24 protein-coding genes, 1 tRNA gene and 4 pseudogenes are annotated in these 19602 nt (G+C 32.7%); 20 read left to right on the forward strand and 9 right to left on the reverse strand.

Translation table 11 applies throughout. The features are described 5' to 3' along the window. The first annotated feature begins 11 nt into the window (after positions 1–11). From QRY57_RS08045 to QRY57_RS08065, 5 genes and pseudogenes are all read left to right on the forward strand, one after another. Entirely contained in the window at positions 12–200 is a 189-nt protein-coding gene (locus QRY57_RS08045) for a hypothetical protein (RefSeq protein WP_286017149.1), read from the forward strand. Positions 201–532: 332 nt separating this feature from the next. Then, positions 533–724, forward strand: a complete 192-nt coding sequence (locus QRY57_RS08050) for a hypothetical protein (RefSeq protein WP_286017150.1) — start codon at positions 533–535, stop codon at positions 722–724. After that, positions 725–972, forward strand: a pseudogene (locus QRY57_RS08055) (DUF4176 domain-containing protein). Positions 973–1085: 113 nt separating this feature from the next. Continuing rightward, positions 1086–1286 carry a hypothetical protein gene (locus tag QRY57_RS08060; RefSeq protein WP_286017151.1) on the forward strand — a complete coding sequence of 67 codons (201 nt, stop codon included), beginning with the start codon at positions 1086–1088 and terminating at the stop codon, positions 1284–1286. A 77-nt stretch (positions 1287–1363) separates the two neighbouring features. Continuing rightward, the gene (locus QRY57_RS08065) at positions 1364–1555 is read left to right on the forward strand and encodes a hypothetical protein (RefSeq protein ID WP_286017152.1); all 192 of its coding nucleotides are present in this window, start codon (positions 1364–1366) and stop codon (positions 1553–1555) included. A gap of 685 nt (positions 1556–2240) precedes the next feature. Here the strand turns inward: QRY57_RS08065 and QRY57_RS08070 are convergent. Beyond that, entirely contained in the window at positions 2241–2501 is a 261-nt protein-coding gene (locus QRY57_RS08070; protein WP_286017153.1) for a hypothetical protein, read from the reverse strand. A gap of 262 nt (positions 2502–2763) precedes the next feature. Next, complete coding sequence (locus QRY57_RS08075) at positions 2764–3021, reverse strand: hypothetical protein (protein ID WP_286017154.1); 258 nt, start codon at positions 3019–3021, stop codon at positions 2764–2766. Between the two features lie 535 nt (positions 3022–3556). Here QRY57_RS08075 and QRY57_RS08080 point away from each other — a divergent pair. Together QRY57_RS08080 and QRY57_RS08085 are read left to right on the forward strand one after the other, a co-directional pair. Next, positions 3557–4057: a hypothetical protein gene (locus tag QRY57_RS08080; RefSeq protein WP_208017878.1), complete on the forward strand. Its 501-nt coding sequence runs from the start codon at positions 3557–3559 to the stop codon at positions 4055–4057. Positions 4058–4486: 429 nt separating this feature from the next. Beyond that, complete coding sequence (locus tag QRY57_RS08085; RefSeq protein ID WP_286017155.1) at positions 4487–4837, forward strand: hypothetical protein; 351 nt, start codon at positions 4487–4489, stop codon at positions 4835–4837. Positions 4838–4940: 103 nt separating this feature from the next. Here the strand turns inward: QRY57_RS08085 and QRY57_RS08090 are convergent, their stop codons facing one another. Further along, positions 4941–5309: a hypothetical protein gene (locus QRY57_RS08090; protein WP_286017156.1), complete on the reverse strand. Its 369-nt coding sequence runs from the start codon at positions 5307–5309 to the stop codon at positions 4941–4943. 190 nt (positions 5310–5499) lie between these two features. On the opposite strand from QRY57_RS08090, the pseudogene QRY57_RS08100 reads away from it, so the two are divergent. Together QRY57_RS08100 and QRY57_RS08105 are read left to right on the forward strand one after the other, a co-directional pair. Next, positions 5500–5667 (forward strand): annotated as a pseudogene (locus QRY57_RS08100) (pre-toxin TG domain-containing protein); the annotation flags it as partial. 489 nt (positions 5668–6156) lie between these two features. After that, positions 6157–6540, forward strand: coding sequence for a hypothetical protein (locus QRY57_RS08105; protein WP_286017157.1), 384 nt, complete (start codon positions 6157–6159; stop codon positions 6538–6540). Positions 6541–6630: 90 nt separating this feature from the next. On the opposite strand, the gene QRY57_RS08110 is transcribed toward QRY57_RS08105, so the two are convergent. Both QRY57_RS08110 and QRY57_RS08115 read right to left on the reverse strand, forming a co-directional pair. Continuing rightward, the gene (locus QRY57_RS08110) at positions 6631–6852 is read right to left on the reverse strand and encodes a hypothetical protein (RefSeq protein ID WP_286017158.1); all 222 of its coding nucleotides are present in this window, start codon (positions 6850–6852) and stop codon (positions 6631–6633) included. Between the two features lie 423 nt (positions 6853–7275). After that, complete coding sequence (locus tag QRY57_RS08115; protein WP_286017159.1) at positions 7276–9048, reverse strand: VaFE repeat-containing surface-anchored protein; 1773 nt, start codon at positions 9046–9048, stop codon at positions 7276–7278. Positions 9049–9543: 495 nt separating this feature from the next. Between QRY57_RS08115 and QRY57_RS08120 the strand changes: the two genes are divergently transcribed. From QRY57_RS08120 to QRY57_RS08130, 3 genes are all read left to right on the forward strand, one after another. Further along, entirely contained in the window at positions 9544–9681 is a 138-nt protein-coding gene (locus QRY57_RS08120; RefSeq protein ID WP_286017160.1) for a hypothetical protein, read from the forward strand. 3 nt (positions 9682–9684) lie between these two features. Beyond that, positions 9685–9942 (forward strand): hypothetical protein, encoded by a 258-nt coding sequence (locus QRY57_RS08125; protein ID WP_208016708.1) that lies wholly within the window; start codon positions 9685–9687, stop codon positions 9940–9942. Between the two features lie 594 nt (positions 9943–10536). After that, positions 10537–11595, forward strand: a complete 1059-nt coding sequence (locus QRY57_RS08130) for an N-acetylmuramoyl-L-alanine amidase (RefSeq protein WP_286017161.1) — start codon at positions 10537–10539, stop codon at positions 11593–11595. Between the two features lie 47 nt (positions 11596–11642). Here QRY57_RS08130 and QRY57_RS08135 read toward each other — a convergent pair whose 3' ends face one another. The 4 genes and pseudogenes from QRY57_RS08135 to QRY57_RS08145 all read right to left on the reverse strand — a co-directional run bounded on the left by QRY57_RS08135 (position 11643) and on the right by QRY57_RS08145 (position 13523). Next, entirely contained in the window at positions 11643–12143 is a 501-nt protein-coding gene (locus QRY57_RS08135) for a YxiF family protein (RefSeq protein ID WP_141528015.1), read from the reverse strand. Between the two features lie 19 nt (positions 12144–12162). Beyond that, complete coding sequence (locus QRY57_RS08140; RefSeq protein ID WP_286017162.1) at positions 12163–13035, reverse strand: WXG100 family type VII secretion target; 873 nt, start codon at positions 13033–13035, stop codon at positions 12163–12165. A gap of 82 nt (positions 13036–13117) precedes the next feature. Further along, positions 13118–13210, reverse strand: a pseudogene (locus QRY57_RS27105) (helix-turn-helix domain-containing protein); the annotation flags it as partial. Between the two features lie 240 nt (positions 13211–13450). Beyond that, a tRNA-Val gene (locus tag QRY57_RS08145) sits at positions 13451–13523 on the reverse strand. Positions 13524–13825: 302 nt separating this feature from the next. Here QRY57_RS08145 and QRY57_RS08150 point away from each other — a divergent pair. From QRY57_RS08150 to QRY57_RS08185, 8 genes and pseudogenes are all read left to right on the forward strand, one after another. Further along, on the forward strand, positions 13826–14371 hold the full coding sequence (locus tag QRY57_RS08150; protein WP_286017163.1) for a hypothetical protein: 546 nt from the start codon (positions 13826–13828) through the stop codon (positions 14369–14371). 118 nt (positions 14372–14489) lie between these two features. Continuing rightward, on the forward strand, positions 14490–14717 hold the full coding sequence (locus QRY57_RS08155) for a hypothetical protein (protein WP_026591414.1): 228 nt from the start codon (positions 14490–14492) through the stop codon (positions 14715–14717). A gap of 154 nt (positions 14718–14871) precedes the next feature. Continuing rightward, a complete protein-coding gene (locus QRY57_RS08160; protein WP_286017164.1) occupies positions 14872–16152 on the forward strand; it encodes a D-alanyl-D-alanine carboxypeptidase family protein in 1281 nt (426 codons plus the stop codon). A gap of 135 nt (positions 16153–16287) precedes the next feature. Next, positions 16288–16863, forward strand: coding sequence for a signal peptidase I SipW (gene sipW / locus QRY57_RS08165; RefSeq protein ID WP_026591412.1), 576 nt, complete (start codon positions 16288–16290; stop codon positions 16861–16863). Between the two features lie 61 nt (positions 16864–16924). Beyond that, on the forward strand, positions 16925–17512 hold the full coding sequence (locus tag QRY57_RS08170) for a TasA family protein (RefSeq protein ID WP_208016720.1): 588 nt from the start codon (positions 16925–16927) through the stop codon (positions 17510–17512). A 181-nt stretch (positions 17513–17693) separates the two neighbouring features. Beyond that, positions 17694–18470 carry a DUF4047 domain-containing protein gene (locus QRY57_RS08175; RefSeq protein ID WP_286017165.1) on the forward strand — a complete coding sequence of 259 codons (777 nt, stop codon included), beginning with the start codon at positions 17694–17696 and terminating at the stop codon, positions 18468–18470. A 102-nt stretch (positions 18471–18572) separates the two neighbouring features. Continuing rightward, positions 18573–18641: pseudogene (locus tag QRY57_RS08180) on the forward strand (cell division protein FtsN); the annotation flags it as partial. Positions 18642–18753: 112 nt separating this feature from the next. Next, on the forward strand, positions 18754–19410 hold the full coding sequence (locus QRY57_RS08185; protein WP_286017166.1) for a TasA family protein: 657 nt from the start codon (positions 18754–18756) through the stop codon (positions 19408–19410). The last annotated feature ends 192 nt before the right edge of the window (positions 19411–19602 follow it).

Consider the following 19602-nt stretch of genomic DNA (forward strand, 5'->3'; position numbering starts at 1 on the left):
GGGGAAACTAAATGGGAAAGATAATGAGAATCTTTGTAATTATTGGCATACTTGTTCCTCCTGTACTACTGTGGAGGGCACCTGACATTCCTCTAAATGATAAACTTGTGTTTACAGGTTTACAGCTATCTGTAGGGTTCATCTCAGTAGTGGCGTTAGAGATTATATTTAGAAATCGTAAAAAGAAGAGGGCAAAATAAATATGGATCTTCTGCACATGAAACTTATATGAGAAGCTATCGGAAATATAAATAAAGCTATGTTTATAATAGTTCCTTTGAGAGGAAAACTCCTAGTGTATAGCTGGGAGTTTTTTATATATACTTAGCAGCCGATAAGTATGAAATAGCTCTTAATAAAATTGAGATTCCGCATTATATCCCTTTCTTAGGTGACTATTACACTAAAAGGTGAATATGGATATGGTTACAAATTCTATTTAGGAAAAGAGATTGGAGGGGATGCGACAGTACCTAATGGTCATGGAGAGGATTCTTTTTAAAATTTGATAAAGACAAAAAGGAGTAAAAGTATGTTCAAACAAGGAAGGTTTATGATTATTATTGGAACCATGGTACTTGTTATTGCAGGGTGGTTTTTCCCTTTTAATTTATGGCAGAAGTTATTCTTCAGTATTGCTATGATTAGCATTGGAATTTTGGCATATGGAAGTTCAGTATTATTTGACCGTTTATCTAAAAAAATCACAAATAGAGGAGAATAAATGAAGCTTTTACCGATTGGAACAGTAGCTAAACTAGAAGATATAGAACAATTTGCTATGATTATTGGAAGAATGGTTGTGTCAGCAGGTAAACGTGATTTTGATTATGTAGGAGTTCCTTACAAGTGGGCTATCTAGGTGATGAAAAAGTATTAGGTTTTAATCATGATAAGATTGTAGAAGGAATGCATAGAGGGTATATGACTAAGAGTGAATTAGTTCTACATGAGAAATTAGTAGAAATGTAAATAAAGAGATACCTATAATTTCCTCTTTGGGGTGTGTACTCGCACTTTCTTTATTATGGAACTCGTTTGTTATAAACCTTATGGAAAAATTCAATGAAAGAAGGAATAAATAAATGCGTCCTTTCAAACATATGAGAACTATATATTTAATAACAGTACCTATTATTGCTTTACTTTCATTGTTTTTTCCACAGTCATTAGGAGATCGTATTCTTACTTTCTTTTTTATACTTGTTTTTGGTGAATTAGCAATTGGATTTACGTATTTAATGGACTTTATCGAGAAAAAGTTAAAAATAAATAAGAGTAAATAATAATGAAACTTTTCCTAATTGGAACAGTTGTAAAAGTGGCCCCATTAAATTAGAGGATTAAAAGAGGGAATAATAATATGCAACCATTTAAAGCAGGAAAGATTATTACATATATTGCAATTGCTATATTACTTGTAGTTGCTTTTATATCTCCTTATGAATTACCTAAAAAGATTGGCTTTATTATAGGTGTTCTTATTTTAGGGGGATGTGCACTTGGTACTAATAAATTTTATGAATGGAAGTTTAGCAAACTTAAAAATAAATAAGATCTAAATATAAGAAACGAGAATGATCATGGAGATTTTACCAATTGGAACAGTAGTCAAGCTAGCAGAGGTAGAACAAGTTATTATGATTATATGAAGTTTTGCTTAAAAAATTGATTTTCCAAATAGTATCCGGTTTTTTGAAGACCGTGACTTAACCGTTCACCTAGAGTATGGATTTGGTACAGGCGGAGCGAAAATACGAGAGGTTTTTTGCTAAATTTGTTAAGCAAGGAGAAAAATAGTTGTGTTTAAACAAGCGTGAATTATAAAAAAAATTGTTTTTTCAGCCTTGCCTATATTTCGTTTGTTTGCTCCTTATGAGTGAGGGGAAAATTAGCACTTATTGCTTTTGTACTTATACTAACTGTTTTAGCTTTTCGTACAACAAACTTATTGGAATCTATAACTCATAAATTTAAAAAGGATCGAGATAAGTATTTTAATTGTTTGAGGATATTTTCATCCTATGCCTAAAGGCGGACTAAAGTTCTGTATGGGCTTTCCCGTATCGCGAAATCTGTTACTGTGATATCGATATTTTCTTGTTCTTTAAAATATTGGATGGCTACTTTTTTAGCTTTAGACGCTATTTGTTCTTTTTCTTGATTATCTTTGTAATAGTATGACTGAAATAATAAGGATAATTACTATCGATTTTCTATTCAAGCAAAGTCCTCTATACTTATTTGTTTTTTTCTTGATTCTTATCGTAACCTATACTTTCTACTTTATAATTATCTCTATAGTTTCTATCTGCAGATACTCTACGTGTTTTATTACTAGCAACATACCCATATACAAAAACTACTCCAAAGTCTGAAGGAGCAAATTGAAAATCTGTTACTGTAATTTCCAGATTTTTATCCTCTTTAAAATATTGAATTGCAATCTGTTTAGCTTTTTCTTTTATTACTTCTTCATCATCATTTTTCTTATAATCCATATATTTATATCCCTCTATAACAATTGAAATTATTATAATTGCAATAATCGGAATTTTTTCTTCAAGATATCCCCTCCGGAATAAACTATATAATTAGAATAAACTATTTAGGAGTGAGAGAATAGGGAAAACGTAAGATACCAGGGTTAATGTGTAATTTCGAAAGGAAATATGTATGGTAAGTGATGTTAACTCAATAGCATAATGAAAAAGAAACCAGCTCTTTATTTGAGTTGGCTTTTTAATATGCTCGTTTGTTTGACTATACTCCGTACGTCATCTCTTCCAAGAATTCTCCACCACTCTTGATACATTTCATTATTCTGCTACATGCACAATGAAAGTAATGTTCACTTGTTGCAGCTGATTTTACCGGAACTGAATCTATTTGATGAAACATTTGATCTTTTTTATGAAAATACATTTTTCCAACTTTTTCTGGTGATTCTGATGGATAATATTGATATACAACTATTTCCTCATCTTCAAATTCTTTATTCATTGTTATATGGATTGCCATAGTTTATTTCCTCCATTTCAATTCTTCATCTATATTGAGTACTTTCCAAGGGCAATCTGATCTTAAAGTTGCATTGTGTGCTGTTTTATAATCTGTTTTAAAAATCCCTTCAAATCGAGATTCAAAATATTCCTGTTCTAAAATTATGTAGGAAAGGGAAGAGGTAGTAAATATGAAAATACAAAAATATAAAAATGGAACTACTAGTTACGTTTTATAGAGATAATGATTTAGCAAAAAAGGGGGCTAAAGAGGTAATGATGAGCAGGCAAAATATTTCTTAAATAACAGAGGAAGTAATGCAGAGATAGTTGAGTTTGATATACCTAAATGGTTAGATGATTTTATAAATGAATATCCAATACCTCAAAAAGGATATAAATCAAATTCACTAAATCAAGGAGGTACTGCACCGAAAATAGTTGACGCAGCAATGCCAGAAAATTCTTATGAATTGCCAGTGCCTCGGATTGAATGAATAGAATAATACGCCCAAAATGGTAGGATTACAAAGTAATAATAAAAGGAGGATATTATGATATTAGAACCACTTTATGCAGAAAATATTGTAGTAGCAGTCATCTATAATAGTGAATTTAAATGGTATGTAACAGATAAAGAATTATGGTTTTTAGATTATAATAAGCTAAATAATGCATATAAAAATTTAGGCGTAAGCATTGAAGATAATGACGAAGCTGAAGAAAGAAATGGAATGAAAGTATTAGATAATGAAAATGTAGAAGTGTTTTTACCAAGGATTAATAAATATATAACAACTAAAGAGGAATTAAATTATTTATTACTTGAAAATATTAAAAGTAAAATTGAAGGAGAAGATTTATTAGATTTTAGTCCGGTATTATTAATTAACTTTGATGATAAAAAACTATATTCAATGTTTCCAGAGCCAGCATCATATGAAGAATATGTACCAAAAGATTGGAATGGTAAATATAAAGATTTTACTGAGTTAATACCTAAATTAGAGAAATATTGGATAGATGAGTTTAATAATAATCTATTATTACTATAATTTAAAAGAGATAAGGATAGTGGGAGAATGAGTAATGAAAATGTAATAACTATATTAAATGAGGAATTTGAAAATGATAAAACTGGTGAAAAGGTTCATGTGAATTGATATGAGATAGAGGGTATAATTGTTTATTTTGATTGTAAAGCAATTGAAAGAACAGGAGATTATAGAATGTAAGGCCCAGACGAAGTTTATCTATATTCTTTATCTGGGTTTTGTCTATGTATTTGATATTATAGAGGGTGAAAATGTTATTAGAGAAAAAAGTCAATTTGCAATATTAATAACTTATATGACCAACTGTATAATCATTACCGTAATCTATACTTGTAGAAACCTCCTTCTTTTTGTCATCAGATACATAAATTCTACTACTAGAGATATCTGGAGAAAATTTTATTTTTAGTATAAAGGAGTACAATAGTAATGAAATATTCATATAGTTTTGAAGTACTTAAAAATAGAAAATTAGTTATGAGGCTTCCTCAAGAAATTAAACTTGTTGAAACTTTTTTAGGCGTTGAAGTTTCTGCGTTTGGAGATTGGATTTTAGAGGAAATACATAGTGTTTTAAACGGGGAAAAAGATTGCATAGTAGTAAATGGCAACATTTGCGGTATAGAAATTCGAAAAGATACAACTACTGTCCTAGACAATTTGGCCGAAGATGGTAAGGGAGAATTTTGTGAGATAGAAACGATTGAATTAGTAGACTTAATTCATATTTGGCTAGATAAACAAAAAGAATATAAAAAAGGGAAAAATAAAGAATTGTAATAATTTAAGTGGCTGACTTCTACATGAAGTCGGCTTTATCTATTATTTCACATACCTCCCATTATCTTACGTTTTAAAGTCGTTTTCTCTAGGGAAAACGACTTTAAAATACGAAATAATAAGTTTTCTTTTCCGCTTCTATATCTTTTCCCTCTGTTACCACTTTATCTCTCCACAATACAAGTAGTTTTCTAAATTCAGAGGTCTCAATTTTACACTGGTTATTTGGGGGACTCATAAAAAAGTTAATAGCACTTGTATAATTAGGTTCGATGTAGACAGCTGCCACGTTTCCCTCAATTTTATATTGCAGGAATTTTTTGTCTACTACATCATCTAAAATCTGTATATATTCATCCGCCTCATCATCTAAAATATCTTCTAAAAAATGAGAAATAATAGAAATCTCTTTTGGCAAACGTATTCTTAAACCGCCAAGTCCATCACGATAAAATTGATATGTATATTTCATTTTTTCCCTCCTTGTATAAACCGGATACGCGGTTATTATCTCATTGTCTTCTATAATCATTTCTACTTGCTACCTTAACAACTTTACTTACTCCTTTATCTCCTAGGACACCCAAAGCTAATTGAGTCAATCCGTATGTAAAGAATTTTGTACGGCTTTCTGCATCGCTAGCATTTGAAAGTGGGCCACACGTCGTGCCTGGGATGGTGTTGATCCATCTAATGGAGAAAAGCTATCAACTTGGGAAAGATTTTTAGCTGGAGGAATGGTAGTAGCTGGTCTTACCCCTTTTGGAAAGATAGCGAAAGTCGATAAGGGCGTGAAAATGACTGCAAAAGCGGCTGAGGTGGCTGATACAGCTACAAAGGCAGAAAAAATAGGCACGGGGCAAAAAATTAATCAAAGCTTGACAAGAGAAATGATTATTGAACAGTTAGATGGAGTTACTAATCAGTCTACAAAAATTGCAGAAGGTTTACGAAATGGAGATATTAAATTAAATGTTCTTGGCGATGAATTATTTGATATGTATACTGGTGCTACAGATGCTAAGGCACTTCAAGTTGGAAATCAAATGTATGTAAGAAGTAGTTCACAATCCATTGTAAGTGATATAGTTCATGTTCATGAAGGCACACACATTATAGACTATAACAACAAATTTGGGATGTCCGGTGTTTCATCCTGATCTTGGGAAAAGAGAGCGTATTACTATGAGCGGCAATTTCAAATAAACTCAGGATTAAAACCAGATTTTAATAATTTAAATGACATGCAAGTACACATTTGGAGTAATTACAAAAATCAAATATATGATCCTTATTAATAAAATAAGAGGAGGTTTGTAATGGATAATTTTATCAAAGATATAGTAACATACACTAAAACAGGAGATTCAAATATTCTTTTAACCAATTATTCATCAGAAATTGTGAATACATTAAGTTTTAATACTGCAATTATTGATGTATTGAGCTGGTTAAAGCTAGGTTATAAGAGAGAACAGTGGATGAAAGATAAAAAGTATATGAAACATAAACCATTAAAAATAAATATGGACCATACTTGGTGTGAAATTTTAAAAGAACTAGTAGAAAACGATGACCGATTTTCTAATTATTTCACAATTACTGATACAGCTTTTGATTTTAAGGAAACCATATCAGAAGAAATTCGATTAGAATCTAGAAAAACAGCTTTTAATTTGTACAATCCTCAAATGAGAAAATAAATTGATGTTTTGCTAGATTCTGAAGACAAGGAAAAGATATTTTAAAACACAAGATAAAGTGTTGACCGCCAGAAAACATATAGAAGTAGATTAAAATAAAGCCGACTTATATTGCTTAAATTCTTGTTTATCCACATGAAATTTTTCACCAGTTGCAACGTTTTGTACTAAATATGTTTTACTGAAAATTGATTTTATCCCAGAATAAACAGCGTAGAGTATAAGAGACCATCCCAATGTAGGAAGTAATAAAATAAATGCAATAACAATAAACCATATTTCAGCAGTTAAAGTTAGAAGAAACTTAATCATTATATCACTTCTTTATTTATTTTTACTATTAAATATTTTTTCGATTAAGAAATAGGTTGCTTTAAGTTGATGAGTGCCTAAAGAAATTATTGCAACTGTGTAAGGTTAAATTTATGTAATGTTAATCGACAGGAAATCAAGATAATTGAGTGTATCTTAAATAGGTGTAACTTTGGAATAAAGTTGGATTAAAAACCTCTTACAAATCCATATTCTGTGTTACACAAAAAGACTCCATTTTGAAAAAAAAGATTGATCAAAATAGAGTCTTTCTTTGTGACTGGATGTTCAATTTTTATAAAAAAGTCTGATCAAAACACATTTAGAATTCTTTAATTGAAAAGATATAGCATCGCATCTTTCTTATAAACATCGTGACTTTATTTCACATCCATACCTTCTGCGTAAAAAACTATTTAGTTATTATGCATTTCTACGTTTAATAACTAATATAGCTCCAAGGGTTAGTAACAAAAGACCAGCACTCACTGAGAACCACATAGAGGACATATTTGCACCTGTGGCTGGTAATGTTCCTGCTTTTGCTGTTTTTTCTGTTTTAGGTTGCTCTGTTTTAGGTTGCTCTGGCTGTGATTTTTCTGTTTTTTTCTCTTTGAACTTCACTGTATGATCCATATCGTCAAGGGACATGTTAATTCCGACTAATTCATCATCTTGATATAGTTTTTCAAACACTACTACTTCCTTCCCTTGTAGTTCAGAAGCATTAAATGTGAAGTCAAGTGTAATAGAACCATTTTTCTCTTTTGCAGTAAACTTAGATTCTGCGGTTACTTCTTTACCATCAACTAATAATGGTTTGTGTGTTGCTTTATCCATTAGTTTACTTTTTGCTACATATTCTTTACCTACGATTAAGTCAGTGTATTCAATTTTATCTTGGATAGTTACAGATTTTGTAGCGTCTAACTCTTTAGAGCCATCGGCTTTGTTAGTAGCAGTTGTTTTAATTAAAGGTTCCACGAATCGAACTGTATGATCCATATCGTCAAGGGACATGTTAATTCCCACTAACTCACCATCTTGATATAGTTCTTCAAATACAACTACGTTCATTCCTTGTAATTCAGCACCAACGAAAGGAATGTCTAATGTTACAAACCCATTCTTTTCTTTTGCAGTAAACTTAGTCTCAGCTGTTACTTCTTTCCCCTCAATTATTAATGGTTTTTTAGTAGCTTTGCTCATTAGTTTACTTTTTACCACGTATTCTTTGCCCACGATTAGGTCAGTGTATTCGACTCTATCTTGGATGGTGATATCCATTTTTGAATGAATCTCTTTTCCACCATCGGCTTTGTTAGTAGCAGTTGTTTTAATTAAAGGTTCCACGAATCGAACTGTATGATCCATATCGTCAAGGGACATGTTAATTCCCACTAATTCACCATCTTGATATAGTTCTTCAAACACAACTACGTTCATTCCTTGTAATTCAGCACCAACGAAAGGAATGTCTAATGTTACAAACCCATTCTTTTCTTTTGCAGTAAACTTAGTCTCAGCTGTTACTTCTTTCCCCTCAATTATTAATGTTTTTTTAGTAGCTTTGCTCATTAGTTTACTTTTTACCACGTATTCTTTGCCTACGATTAGGTCAGTGTATTCGATTTTATCTTGGATGGTGATATCCATTTTTGAATGAATCTCTTTTCCACCATCGGCTTTGTTAGTAGCAGTTGTTTTAATTAAAGGTTCCACGAATCGAACTGTATGTCCTACATCGTTAATGTCAGTGTTATTTGCCACTAAGACACCATCTTGATATAGTTCTTCAAACACAACTACGTTCATTCCTTGTAATTCAGCACCAACGAAAGGAATGTCTAATGTTACAAACCCACTCTTTTCTTTTGCAGTAAACTTAGTCTCAGCTGTTACTTCTTTCCCCTCAATTATTAATGGTTTTTTAGTAGCTTTGCTCATTAGTTTAGCTTTTAAAGTGTACTCTTTACCAACAACTAAGTTAGTATATTCTATCTTGTCTTGGATAGTGATATCCACTTTTGAATGAATCTCTTTTCCACCATCAGCTTTGTTAGTAGCAGTTGTTTTTATTGATGGAATCTTTTCGTTTTCCATAACCTCTGCGTTAGCCTTCGATAACATTAAGTTAAAGAAAAGAGCTACTACCGAGAGTAAAGCTAGAATCCTAATTACATATTTTCCCCCCATATTTCCAACCTCCTGTTTGATTTAGATTACAAATATTTTAATATCTAAAATATTTGTAATGAACTGCAGTTCCATTATAAACCAAAAAATATATACTTTAACATTTTATTTAGTTTTTTTGAAATTTAAATTATAGGGATTTATCAATGACCTGTTGTGACATGAAGCATATCAAATATTTGATGGTTGTTGGTTTGGAATAAAGTTTAATCCAATTTAGTAATTTAGGAGGGTTCATGTGGTAGATGGGAAGGAATGACAAGGATGCTAATTTATAGTTACTCATTTTTATTGTGTTGTGTAACTCAAAAAGGAAAGTATTATGAAGCTATGAATATTGAGGATTCTAGCGTTTGGGTTAGTTACACAAAATATAAGATATGGGTAATTAAATTTGATTAATGATGACTAGTAAACTATTATGTTATAAACCGTTGGTTATATATGGTAATTTAATAGGGGTAACAAAATAGAAAAAGAGCAAGGGGTATAGAAATGAAGTTTGAAATTTCTGAATTGAGATTCGAAGGTGTTTTTAAAACAGATTACAAAACAGCACATAACGCAACTGTAAGATCAGGTCACCCTTGGAAAGTACTCAATATAGATGAAGAATTGAAATGGAGGAGATAAATTATGGCAATTCATATTACAATGAATAAAGAATTTGAAAACGAGGAAATAGTTGTATATCAATTTTATCCCTCAGAATATCCAGATAAAGTTGGAAAAATGTATTTTCATAAAAAAGATCAAATGTTTCATGAAATAGATCCAGTTCCAGTAAAATCAGCTGCAACAAGTGAGCATTACTTTCATTGTGCATGTAGCAGAATAATGAAATGTATCAAGAGTGGTGGAGAATTCTTGGAAGAGATGACGTACGGAGTATAGTCAAACAAACGAACGAACATATTAAAAAGCCAGGTCAAATAAAGAGCCGGTTTCTTTTCATTATGTTATTGAGTTGACATCACTTACCATAATACCGTACATATTCCCTTTCAAATTTACTCTTTAAAGTTCATTTCCCTAGATAATTATCAGCCAAATTAAGTACGTATATTCGTGGCAATGTAAATACACAGAAGAGAATTATAACGTAAGAAACACAACGAATACACTGGCGATTTCCGAAAACCTCCCCCTCGATAGATTCACTTTTGTGTATAACGAATCAGGCCTGTATCTTAAACAAGAAAAGCAAATTAGAATACCTTTAGATCACTTATGTAGTGACCTAGAAGGTATTCTAATTTGCTTTTTATTACTCGTAGGTTGCACACATTCGTAGGTAATGCTCGAAGGTGTGCTAAATAGGTAAACCCCGACCTCGATGCGGTCTTTTTTAGTTAAACTTATATCAGAACTATATGGAGTAGTAGTAGCCACGTGTTGTCTCAATCCGAGATATCCTAGCTCTGTAGCATACGCATAGTCATTCCTTAGAGCCTACTCCAAGATTACATAAAACGATGCTGATGTAAAATGAAACAAACATTAAAGGGGATCTCTTCAGTTTTATTAGCTGTTATTTTAGTATTGTCAATTGCAACGAGTGCATTTGCTGACAGAACGCTTATTATTCCTGATTTACCTAAGCAGCCGTATAGATATGGTGTTGGTGCATATGAGGGTGTTGTGGCACATAGTACAGCAACTCCAGAAGCACCAGCTATTAATATCCAAAAGTATGAATCTCGTACATGGCATTCAGCTTTCGTACATTATGCAGTAGATTGGAATGAAACAATCCAAATTGCTGATACAAAATACATTGCCTATGGTGCAGGACCAGGTGCAAATAAACGTTTTGTACATGTAGAGCTTTGCGAAACAGCGGATTATGATAAATTTAAACGCAGCTATGATAAATACGTGAAGTTACTTGCTAAAATCTTGAAAGATAACAATCTATCTGTAGAAAAAGGATTGTGGACTCACTATGATGTAACGAAATATCTTGGTGGAACAGACCATGAAGATCCACTTGATTATTTACGTAGTCATGGTGTATCAGAAGGTCAATTTCGTGCTGATGTGCAACGCGCATACAATAATTCTAGTGTTGAAGTTTCTGTTCCAAAGCAACCATCTAAACCAGGTGAACCTGTCGCAAATGTGGAAGGCATTGCATACATCAATGGATACAATGTGAACCTTCGTAAAGGACCAGATGCAAGTTATTCTGTTATTCGTCAGTTGAATAAACCAGAATCCTATAAAGTATGGGGCGAAAAAGATGGATGGCTAAATCTTGGTGGGAATCAATGGGTTTATAACAATCCTTCTTACATCAAATTTGAGAAGAAAGCGTCAGTTAATCCGATTGCCGGAAAACGTGTTGTTTCAAAAGTGGACAACCTACGTTTCTATGATTCTCCATCATGGCAGGATAAAGATGTTGCTGGTTCTGTAGATGTAGGATTAGGATTTACAATCGATGCAAAGGTTACTGTCAGTGGTTCACCACAATACAAAGTACACAATAGTCGAGGGAAAACTTTCTATATTACAGCTAATAATGCATTGGTATATGTGAAGTAACAAATAAGACCGCTCTCAATAGAGGCGGTCTTATTTACTTTCGTACTTTAAACTATTGCTATTCCCCACATACTGAACTCGTTATGATATTCAGTTCTTTCAATACATACTCCAAATTCTAAATCATCACCTACTAATATAAAATCTGCAGACCCAGTTAGAAATCTTGATATAGTTGATAGCGCTTCTAAATTATCAAATACTTCAGTAATGTTCAGCTTAACTGCTTCAAGTTTGCCTCCTCTAGAGAAAAATAGTCTTCCTTGATTAACTGGAAATTTAATAGTTTTAATTGTTTCTTTTAACAGCGCTATTGATAATTTTCTATTTTCCTTATAATCTGTGTCACCAAAAATTTTTATGTCTGAATTTTTTTCTAGCTTACTATATAATTCTTTACAAAATAAATCATTAGATTCTGCATCCATAAATGATTCCATAGAAATCGTAACAATACTAGAAAGTTCGTTTATAAGTTCTTTTCTATTAGCGTTTCTTTTAGCTTTTCTTTTAAGAATCTCCATTCGACTTTTATCCACATTACTCAAAATTTTTCACACCTTTTTTTTATTTTTTACCTGTTTTCTTGTAACCCTCAAAATCCTCAGGATAATGTCCATCTTCCTGACCGTATCTCCCTTTCTCCCAAGGACTTCCACTTGTATTATCTGCAGTATGGAAATGGGGCCCTCTTCCCATTTTATCTTCTTTATGTTCGATAATATACTTTGTTTCACCTTTAAAATTAGTGTACTCCTCTACCCATCTATGTTCAGTAGTCCCATCAAATACTTGAACAGGTTTTTTGCGCGGAGTAGAGTTAGGAATTCCAGCGGCTCGTCTTGCTTTCCGATATGCACCATTATTAGTTAATAATTTATCTTGTCTCTCAAGATGATCCTTATAATTTTCAGTGGCTTTAGCAGCTTTTTTAGCTTCGTTTGCCTTATCCGCAACTTCAGCAACTTTCCCTAGTTTCCCAAGCTTTCCAACTTGAAAAATACTACCTACTACCATGACACCAGCAACAGTTCTATCAAATAGACCTACTTTTTCACCAGTGGAAGGGTCTATGCCGTCAACTGCACGGGAAGCGTCATAAGCCCCTGAAAGTTCGCCGCCTATATCAGCCCACATTTTAGCATTAATGCGTTCTTCCATTGCTTTTTGCTCTTCTTCATCAGCTTTACGGAATTTTTTAGCCGCTTTTTCAAGTTCTTCAGCAACGTCATAAAATGCCGTTAAAACAGTGAACATTTTTGGCTTTGCGTCATTAAAATCTTGATAAAAACGTTGACTCGTTGCACCACTCCACTTTGAAGATATGTATTCAGTTTGGTTATATAAATCTTTATGCATTTGTTCTAAGTAGAGCTTTACATCCCTAAAGTTTTTCGCCACTTCTTCTAATTCTTCAGGTGTTACTTTTATTTGTGCCATCTCATCCCTCCTCCACCTAATATTTTACAAGGAAATTATACCATATAGGTATTTTTCTGTAAGAGGGATTTTGTATGTTGGCTTATGCCGGACACATGAATTCACTATCAAAATAAAACTTATCCATTAGGTTATTTACAATACCGTTGAAATAGGCGAATTTACTATTTTCTATATACAAAAGTATATATGGTAGAAAATTAAACCAGTTTAGTTTTCTACCCTATACACATGAGTAACCTATGCCATAAAAGGAAATGATATATAATATAGAAGAAACATAAAAAACACCAATTAATAATTGATGTCTTTTATGTTGGAGTGAATGTGGTCAAAATGTGGTCAATTAAGATTAGGAATGGAAAAATGCGATTCTTTATGTTTAAAGAATCGCATTTTAACAAGGTTTTTAGTATGACCCCGGAGAGGCTCGAACTCACGACCTCCACCCTGTCAAGGTGGCGCTCTCCCTGCTGAGCTACGGGATCATGATGAAAAAGTTTCTTTTTGATATATCTGATAATTCTGTTAGGTTGATTATACAAAATTAAGTGGCACCTTACAATAGTTTTTAACTACAATATTAAAAATGGAATTTGATAGAATACCACGCCTATATTTTATTGAAGGCACATTTTCATGTAGTTTAATAGTAAATAAGCGAATGATTTACTCATAAAGTTGAAGGGATTTTTCGCCTTTTATCAGATTGAGTAGTAGCTTTATCCTATAATGTGATTTGAAATTGATATAATTTAAAATAGGGGATAATTTGAAGGGGGGTGTTACTTTGTTTAGAAGGAGTGGAAAAAGGACTGTTTTTGTTATGGGTGGGCTTGTTTTAAGTGGATTGATATTTGGTAGCATTATGTTTTTTACTAAAACAGATAAGGCAGAAATAAAAGCTGAGGAAACTGAGCAAATCGAAGAGGTAGATAAATCAAAAGATATTGGAATGAAGATAAGAGAAATGCATAGTGATTTAAATTCGATTACAGGTTGGGAAAGACATGAGAATTTTGAGAAGACGGATGCTCCAGCTTGGGAAGAGAATGAATCGGGATTCAAGTTAATTGATACCACTTTAATAGAAGCTGCTTCATTGTCTAAAGGCAATTTAAAGGAAGATTTAGAACGAGCTAGAATATTGCTTCGTATTTCAATTCAAAATCATGATACAACAGCTTTAGTATATGTTCACCGTATTTTACACGATCTTGATATCGGACAGAACAGATTGCAATCGAGAGATGTGTTTAACAGTGCGAAAGCTGGTGCTGGTGATGCTAGTGCGATACCTGCATATGATGATTATATTAAGCAACATAGCAAGTAAATATAAAATTTATATTTGTTTTGGTAGGATCTTCTTTTTACAATTTCGTGGAAATAGGGTATAACAGAAATAGAAAATAGATTTATAAATACATTATAGATTAAAGAGGTATATACAAATGGTAAGAAAATCTTTCAAGATGCGTGTACCCAGAAATAGAACGATTTCAATCAATGGTGCGATTCTTGATGTTGATGTCTCTCATGATGAGTTTTTAGATGAGTTTATTGAATGGATAGATTCAAAAGGGTGGTCTTTTATGGGAATGACCGATGAGATTACAGAAGAGGAAGCCGGGAATAATTTAATAGATTTATTGGCCGATGAGAAGGATAAGAAAGAATGAGTCCTTCTTATTTTTATTCGTATGATTATGTCTTTCTATGTAAAATTATGATATAGTGAACAATGGTAATTGAGTTTCCATTTTAATACCAATTTCATGTTGGATTGGTAGAATTAGTATATAAGGCAAAAGAAAATAGAAGAGGGAGAGTCATATGGTAAATTGTAAGAAAATTATGGTTTTTGTGGTGGTGATGTGTGTCTTCTTTTTAACACCTATGACATTGTACGCCGAAACTGGTACTGGGGCGGTGCCGACACCAACACCGACACCTGGCCCGGGTCCGAATGTATTTGGTCAATTTGCAGTTTCAATTGATGCGAAAACAGGAGATGTTTTGTACGACAAAAATGCATATCAACGTGCATTTCCGGCAAGTATGACGAAAGTGTTGACGGCTATTTTATTAATGGAGCATGCGAAGCCAGAGGATCAATTTACGTTTTCACAACTTGCATTAGATCAGGAAAAGAGTAATTATCAACTTGAATTTCAAGTAGGTGAAACAATCGATCGTAATACAGCGCTAACAGTTTTAATGGTATTAAGTGCAAATGATGTTGCGTATGCGATTGGTGAACGGATTGGCGGAAGCATAGAAAACTTTTCGAAGATGATGAATGAGAAAGCGAAGCAGTTAGGGGCAAAGGATAGTCATTTTATAACGCCGAATGGCTTACATGATCCGAATCATTATACGACGGCATATGATATGGCAATGATCACAAGAGGGGCTCAGCAATATCCTGAAATTTTACAAGCTATGAATACGAAACGGACAACGGTTACTACACCTAGACAAACGGTTTCTATTTTTAATAAAGCGAATTATTTTGAAAATCCATATAGTATTGGCGGAAAAACAGGTTTTACAAATGAAGCTCGCAATACGCTTGTATTATTAAATGAGAAAGATGGTAACCGTATTGTTAATGTTGTGATGGCATCACAAAAACCAGAAATTTACGAAGATATGCGTCAAATTGCGGATCATTCCTTTTCGCAATTTGCGAAGCAAATGGTGATAGATAAAAATAATTGGCATCAGAAGGCAACGTATTTAGATAAAGACATAGATTGTGAACTAGAACAAAGTGCGGAGTTTATGTTAAAGAAAGATGAAGGGAAAAATGTTAAAACTGTTTTTCGAACTACTCCTATTGAGAAAAGCACATTGTATCAAAATGGAATTCACCGTGGTGAAGTAGTTGGAACAGTTGATGTTACAAAAAATAATCAAACAATAGGCAGTATTAATGTTCTTTCTAAAGAAGATGTTACATTTGCAATGCCGAAAACAAATATAAAACCAGCTGAACCTACGTATCCTTTTGGATGGATGATAGGTATTGGAGCTGGAATTATTAGTTTAATGATAATCGGTTTATATGTGGTAAGACGGGCTAAAAAGAAAGCGGCTTCAGAAGTGAAATAGGCAATGATCAATTGCCTATTTTTTATTGTGTTTTTTGTTCGTTCATTATAGTATTAATTTAAGTTCTCTGTTAAGAACAGATTAGGATATCCTAGTTTTTACGTACATATACATAATAAAGAGGAGGAGATACGGGTGAAACTAGTTTGGAAGATTATTAGTAACGTCATCTCATTTGTTTTATTTGCGTTGATGGTTTGCTTGGCGTTTGTTGTTATTTCATCCAAAGCAAGCGGCGGGGATCCGACTGTAATGGGATATCAATTTAAAACGGTACTATCTGGATCAATGGAACCAACATTTTTAACAGGATCAATTATTGCGATTGAACCAACGAAAGATGGATCTAAATATAAAAAAGGTGATGTAATTACTTTTAAAGAAGATGAGAAAAAAATTGTAACTCACCGTATTATTGGTGTGAAAAACGCAAATGGGAAAGTCATGTATGAAACAAAAGGTGACAATAATAATGGGCCAGATTTAAAACCAGTCTTAGCGGAAAATGTTATTGGAAAATATGCAGATATTACAGTTCCATATGTAGGATACTTGTTAAGTTATGCAAGTTCAAAAGCAGGAGCTGCCTTACTATTAATTATTCCAGGTGTATGTTTACTCATGTATTCTGTCATTACTATTTTCAGTGCAATTCGCAGCATTGATAATGAAAAGAAAAACAAATCTACAGATGTTGGACAATCCGTGTAATTCCGTTATTTTCTCTATTATAGAGATTATAAATATATAGGTATCATTGGGGGATATGGACATGACCTTAAAGAAGAAATTAGGAATGGGAATTACATCGGCAATTATGGGAGCTACCTTAATTGGAGTAGGAACATTTGCGTACTTTAGCGATAAAGAAGTCTCAAATAATACCTTTGCAGCTGGTACACTTGATTTAACTACAAATCCAACAGCAATTATTAATGTTAATAATCTTAAGCCTGGTGATACAATCGTACGTGATTTTGAATTGGTAAACAGCGGAACATTAGATATTGAAAAAGTCTTATTAAACTCGGAATATATTGTGAAAGATGCGAAAGGTGATAATACTGAAGATTTTGGTAATCATATTAAAGTAACAATCTTAAAGAATACCGATAAAGGTCATAATATTATAAAGGAAAAGAAACTATCTGAATTAGTTGGGAAACCATTAATAATAGTGAATAATGATGCCCTTGCTGAAAAATTAGATGAAAAAGGTATTAAAGCTGGGAACAAAGACAAGTTTAAAGTGAAATTTGAGTTTGTGGATAATAAGAAAAATCAAAATCAATTCCAAGGGGATACACTTGAATTGAAATGGACATTTGATGCACAGCAAACAGCTGGTATAGAGAAGTAATCATAGGAGCAGGCTATCAGATTGATAGCCTGCTCCTACTATAGGTATTATTTTTGAACGAGTATACAAAAGTTATATATAACAAAAACAGGAAAATTTTCTATGATTTTCGGATTCTATTATTTATAATGAAAGTATGTTCTTTATAAAGAATCAGATACGAGTAATGGGAGAGGTTGGAATGCTAAAATCATCAAAAAAATTAAAAACGATGCTTATGTTTCCTTGTATGTGTTCAATAGTCTTCTATATGGGATCACAAGTAGTTACGTATACGGAGGCTGCTTTTGTAAATGAGACAAAAATACATTCTACTGTTTCAACTGCAATTGTATTTCCAAAAACGATTGACACTTTGGTGAAAAAAGCAGAGCAGCATGAGAGTTTGATTTTAAAGGTAGATGAAGGAATGAATAAGGAAATACACGCTGATTCTATAGAAATACTTGAACCAAAAGTGAAAGAGTTGAGAGAACAGCTTGAACAAGTAAAAGTCGAACGTGAAACGTTGCAACACATATATGCAGAAATAGAAGATTATTATAACCAATCAATAGAAAATGTAAAAGTAAATAATAGCGACTCAAGTAAGGAAGTACTTCAATATGTACAAGTTGGTTTTACGAAAGTAAAAAGTATGAAGGATAATGTTGATAAGAAAATATCGGTACCAAAAATAGAAGAATTTATTCTAACTCTGCAAAAGAGAATTGAGGATGAAAAAGTGAAACAGGTTTCTAACACGCCTGAAAAAGTAGAGCAAGAACAAGTTATACCTCCTTCTGAGCAAAAAGAGTTAAAGAAACAAGAAGAAATAAAGCAACCATTAAAACCTAAACAAGAGCAGATCAATCAAATCGAGCAAACGGAAGAAACCAATCGAGTATTACAACAACCTGAGGAGAAGAAAGAAGAAGTACCGCAACAAGATTCAGACACTGTACATGAAAATCACTAATTTTTTGGTTATACCTTCTAGAAATATAGAGGTTAACATAAAAATTTAATTCACGAGAAATGCGGAAGGAGGCAACAGGAACAGTAGGATTAACTTTATGTACAATATGAATTCGTAGACAATAAACAAGATGAAAGTGAATTCCAAGGTGATCAACTTCAGCTGAAATAGACATTTGAAGCAGACAGAACAGAAGGGTCAGAAAAATAATCGAATTGATAGAAAAAAAGGTAGGTTTTTCCTGCCTTTTTCCATAGCAATTCGTGTTATATGAGGGATGCAGATGAATAAGAAGTGGATATTTATTATGAGTACATGTCTAATTTTAGTATTATTCATTGGTATTACAAAAAATATTGACCAAGTCTATGCGGAGGAGCGGCGAGAAATAGATATAAGCCTTGAACCAAAAGAAGTACTTTTTCATGTTTCGAATATGAAGCCAGGAGATTGGGCAAATCGAAGTATACGTATTAGTAATGATGGGACAAAGAAATTATCATATAGTATAAAGAGTGAGGTTTCGGAAGGGTCTACAAAACTGTATGAAGCTCTTAAGGTCACTGTAAAAGATAAGCAAGAGGTGTTATACGAGGGGAGTCTAAAAGAACTTCAAAGTATGGAAAATCGTACATTAGCAGCTGATAGAACTGACGAGCTTATCTATACGATACATGTTCCTAAAGAATTAGGAAATGAGTATCAAGGGTTACAAACAATAGTGAAGTTTATTTTCTATGCGGAAGGACCAGAGGGAAATGGTGTAGGTACAGAAAATGAAACGGGAAGCAATCAAGCACAACCACCTACTAATAGTAACTGGCAGCTGCCGCGTACAGGCGTACAACAAAGCAGTATGGTCTTAATAGGTATTGGCTTAGTAGGGTGTGCGTTTTATTTTTATAAAAGATATATGCAAATGAAGTATGGGAAAAATTAAGTTTTGTAGATAACAAAATTAATATTATTTTATAGTTGCAATTATACCCCTACGTTCTTTATAATGAACTTATGGTAGCTTTTTAAAGAACAAGAGAATTCAAGGGGTATTGTACATACATTGGATATAGAAAGATAACAGTCATTCTATTAGTTATACCTCTTATCCTTATCCTTAAGAGATAACAATAAA

It is taken from the genome of Bacillus arachidis (assembly GCF_030285945.1).
GTDB lineage: Bacteria > Bacillota > Bacilli > Bacillales > Bacillaceae_G > Bacillus_A > Bacillus_A arachidis.

Excerpts from the sequence above, each read along its gene's own strand:
- QRY57_RS08045 (WP_286017149.1), top strand. The coding sequence starts at position 12 with ATGGGAAAGATAATGAGAATCTTTGTAATTATTGGCATACTTGTTCCT.
- QRY57_RS08050 (WP_286017150.1), top strand. The coding sequence starts at position 533 with ATGTTCAAACAAGGAAGGTTTATGATTATTATTGGAACCATGGTACTT.
- QRY57_RS08060 (WP_286017151.1), top strand. The coding sequence starts at position 1,086 with ATGCGTCCTTTCAAACATATGAGAACTATATATTTAATAACAGTACCT.
- QRY57_RS08065 (WP_286017152.1), top strand. The coding sequence starts at position 1,364 with ATGCAACCATTTAAAGCAGGAAAGATTATTACATATATTGCAATTGCT.
- QRY57_RS08070 (WP_286017153.1), bottom strand. The coding sequence starts at position 2,501 with ATGGATTATAAGAAAAATGATGATGAAGAAGTAATAAAAGAAAAAGCT.
- QRY57_RS08075 (WP_286017154.1), bottom strand. The coding sequence starts at position 3,021 with ATGGCAATCCATATAACAATGAATAAAGAATTTGAAGATGAGGAAATA.
- QRY57_RS08080 (WP_208017878.1), top strand. The coding sequence starts at position 3,557 with ATGATATTAGAACCACTTTATGCAGAAAATATTGTAGTAGCAGTCATC.
- QRY57_RS08085 (WP_286017155.1), top strand. The coding sequence starts at position 4,487 with ATGAAATATTCATATAGTTTTGAAGTACTTAAAAATAGAAAATTAGTT.
- QRY57_RS08090 (WP_286017156.1), bottom strand. The coding sequence starts at position 5,309 with ATGAAATATACATATCAATTTTATCGTGATGGACTTGGCGGTTTAAGA.
- QRY57_RS08105 (WP_286017157.1), top strand. The coding sequence starts at position 6,157 with ATGGATAATTTTATCAAAGATATAGTAACATACACTAAAACAGGAGAT.
- QRY57_RS08110 (WP_286017158.1), bottom strand. The coding sequence starts at position 6,852 with ATGATTAAGTTTCTTCTAACTTTAACTGCTGAAATATGGTTTATTGTT.
- QRY57_RS08115 (WP_286017159.1), bottom strand. The coding sequence starts at position 9,048 with ATGGGGGGAAAATATGTAATTAGGATTCTAGCTTTACTCTCGGTAGTA.
- QRY57_RS08120 (WP_286017160.1), top strand. The coding sequence starts at position 9,544 with ATGAAGTTTGAAATTTCTGAATTGAGATTCGAAGGTGTTTTTAAAACA.
- QRY57_RS08125 (WP_208016708.1), top strand. The coding sequence starts at position 9,685 with ATGGCAATTCATATTACAATGAATAAAGAATTTGAAAACGAGGAAATA.
- QRY57_RS08130 (WP_286017161.1), top strand. The coding sequence starts at position 10,537 with ATGAAACAAACATTAAAGGGGATCTCTTCAGTTTTATTAGCTGTTATT.
- QRY57_RS08140 (WP_286017162.1), bottom strand. The coding sequence starts at position 13,035 with ATGGCACAAATAAAAGTAACACCTGAAGAATTAGAAGAAGTGGCGAAA.
- QRY57_RS08155 (WP_026591414.1), top strand. The coding sequence starts at position 14,490 with ATGGTAAGAAAATCTTTCAAGATGCGTGTACCCAGAAATAGAACGATT.
- QRY57_RS08160 (WP_286017164.1), top strand. The coding sequence starts at position 14,872 with ATGGTAAATTGTAAGAAAATTATGGTTTTTGTGGTGGTGATGTGTGTC.
- QRY57_RS08170 (WP_208016720.1), top strand. The coding sequence starts at position 16,925 with ATGACCTTAAAGAAGAAATTAGGAATGGGAATTACATCGGCAATTATG.
- QRY57_RS08175 (WP_286017165.1), top strand. The coding sequence starts at position 17,694 with ATGCTAAAATCATCAAAAAAATTAAAAACGATGCTTATGTTTCCTTGT.
- QRY57_RS08185 (WP_286017166.1), top strand. The coding sequence starts at position 18,754 with ATGAATAAGAAGTGGATATTTATTATGAGTACATGTCTAATTTTAGTA.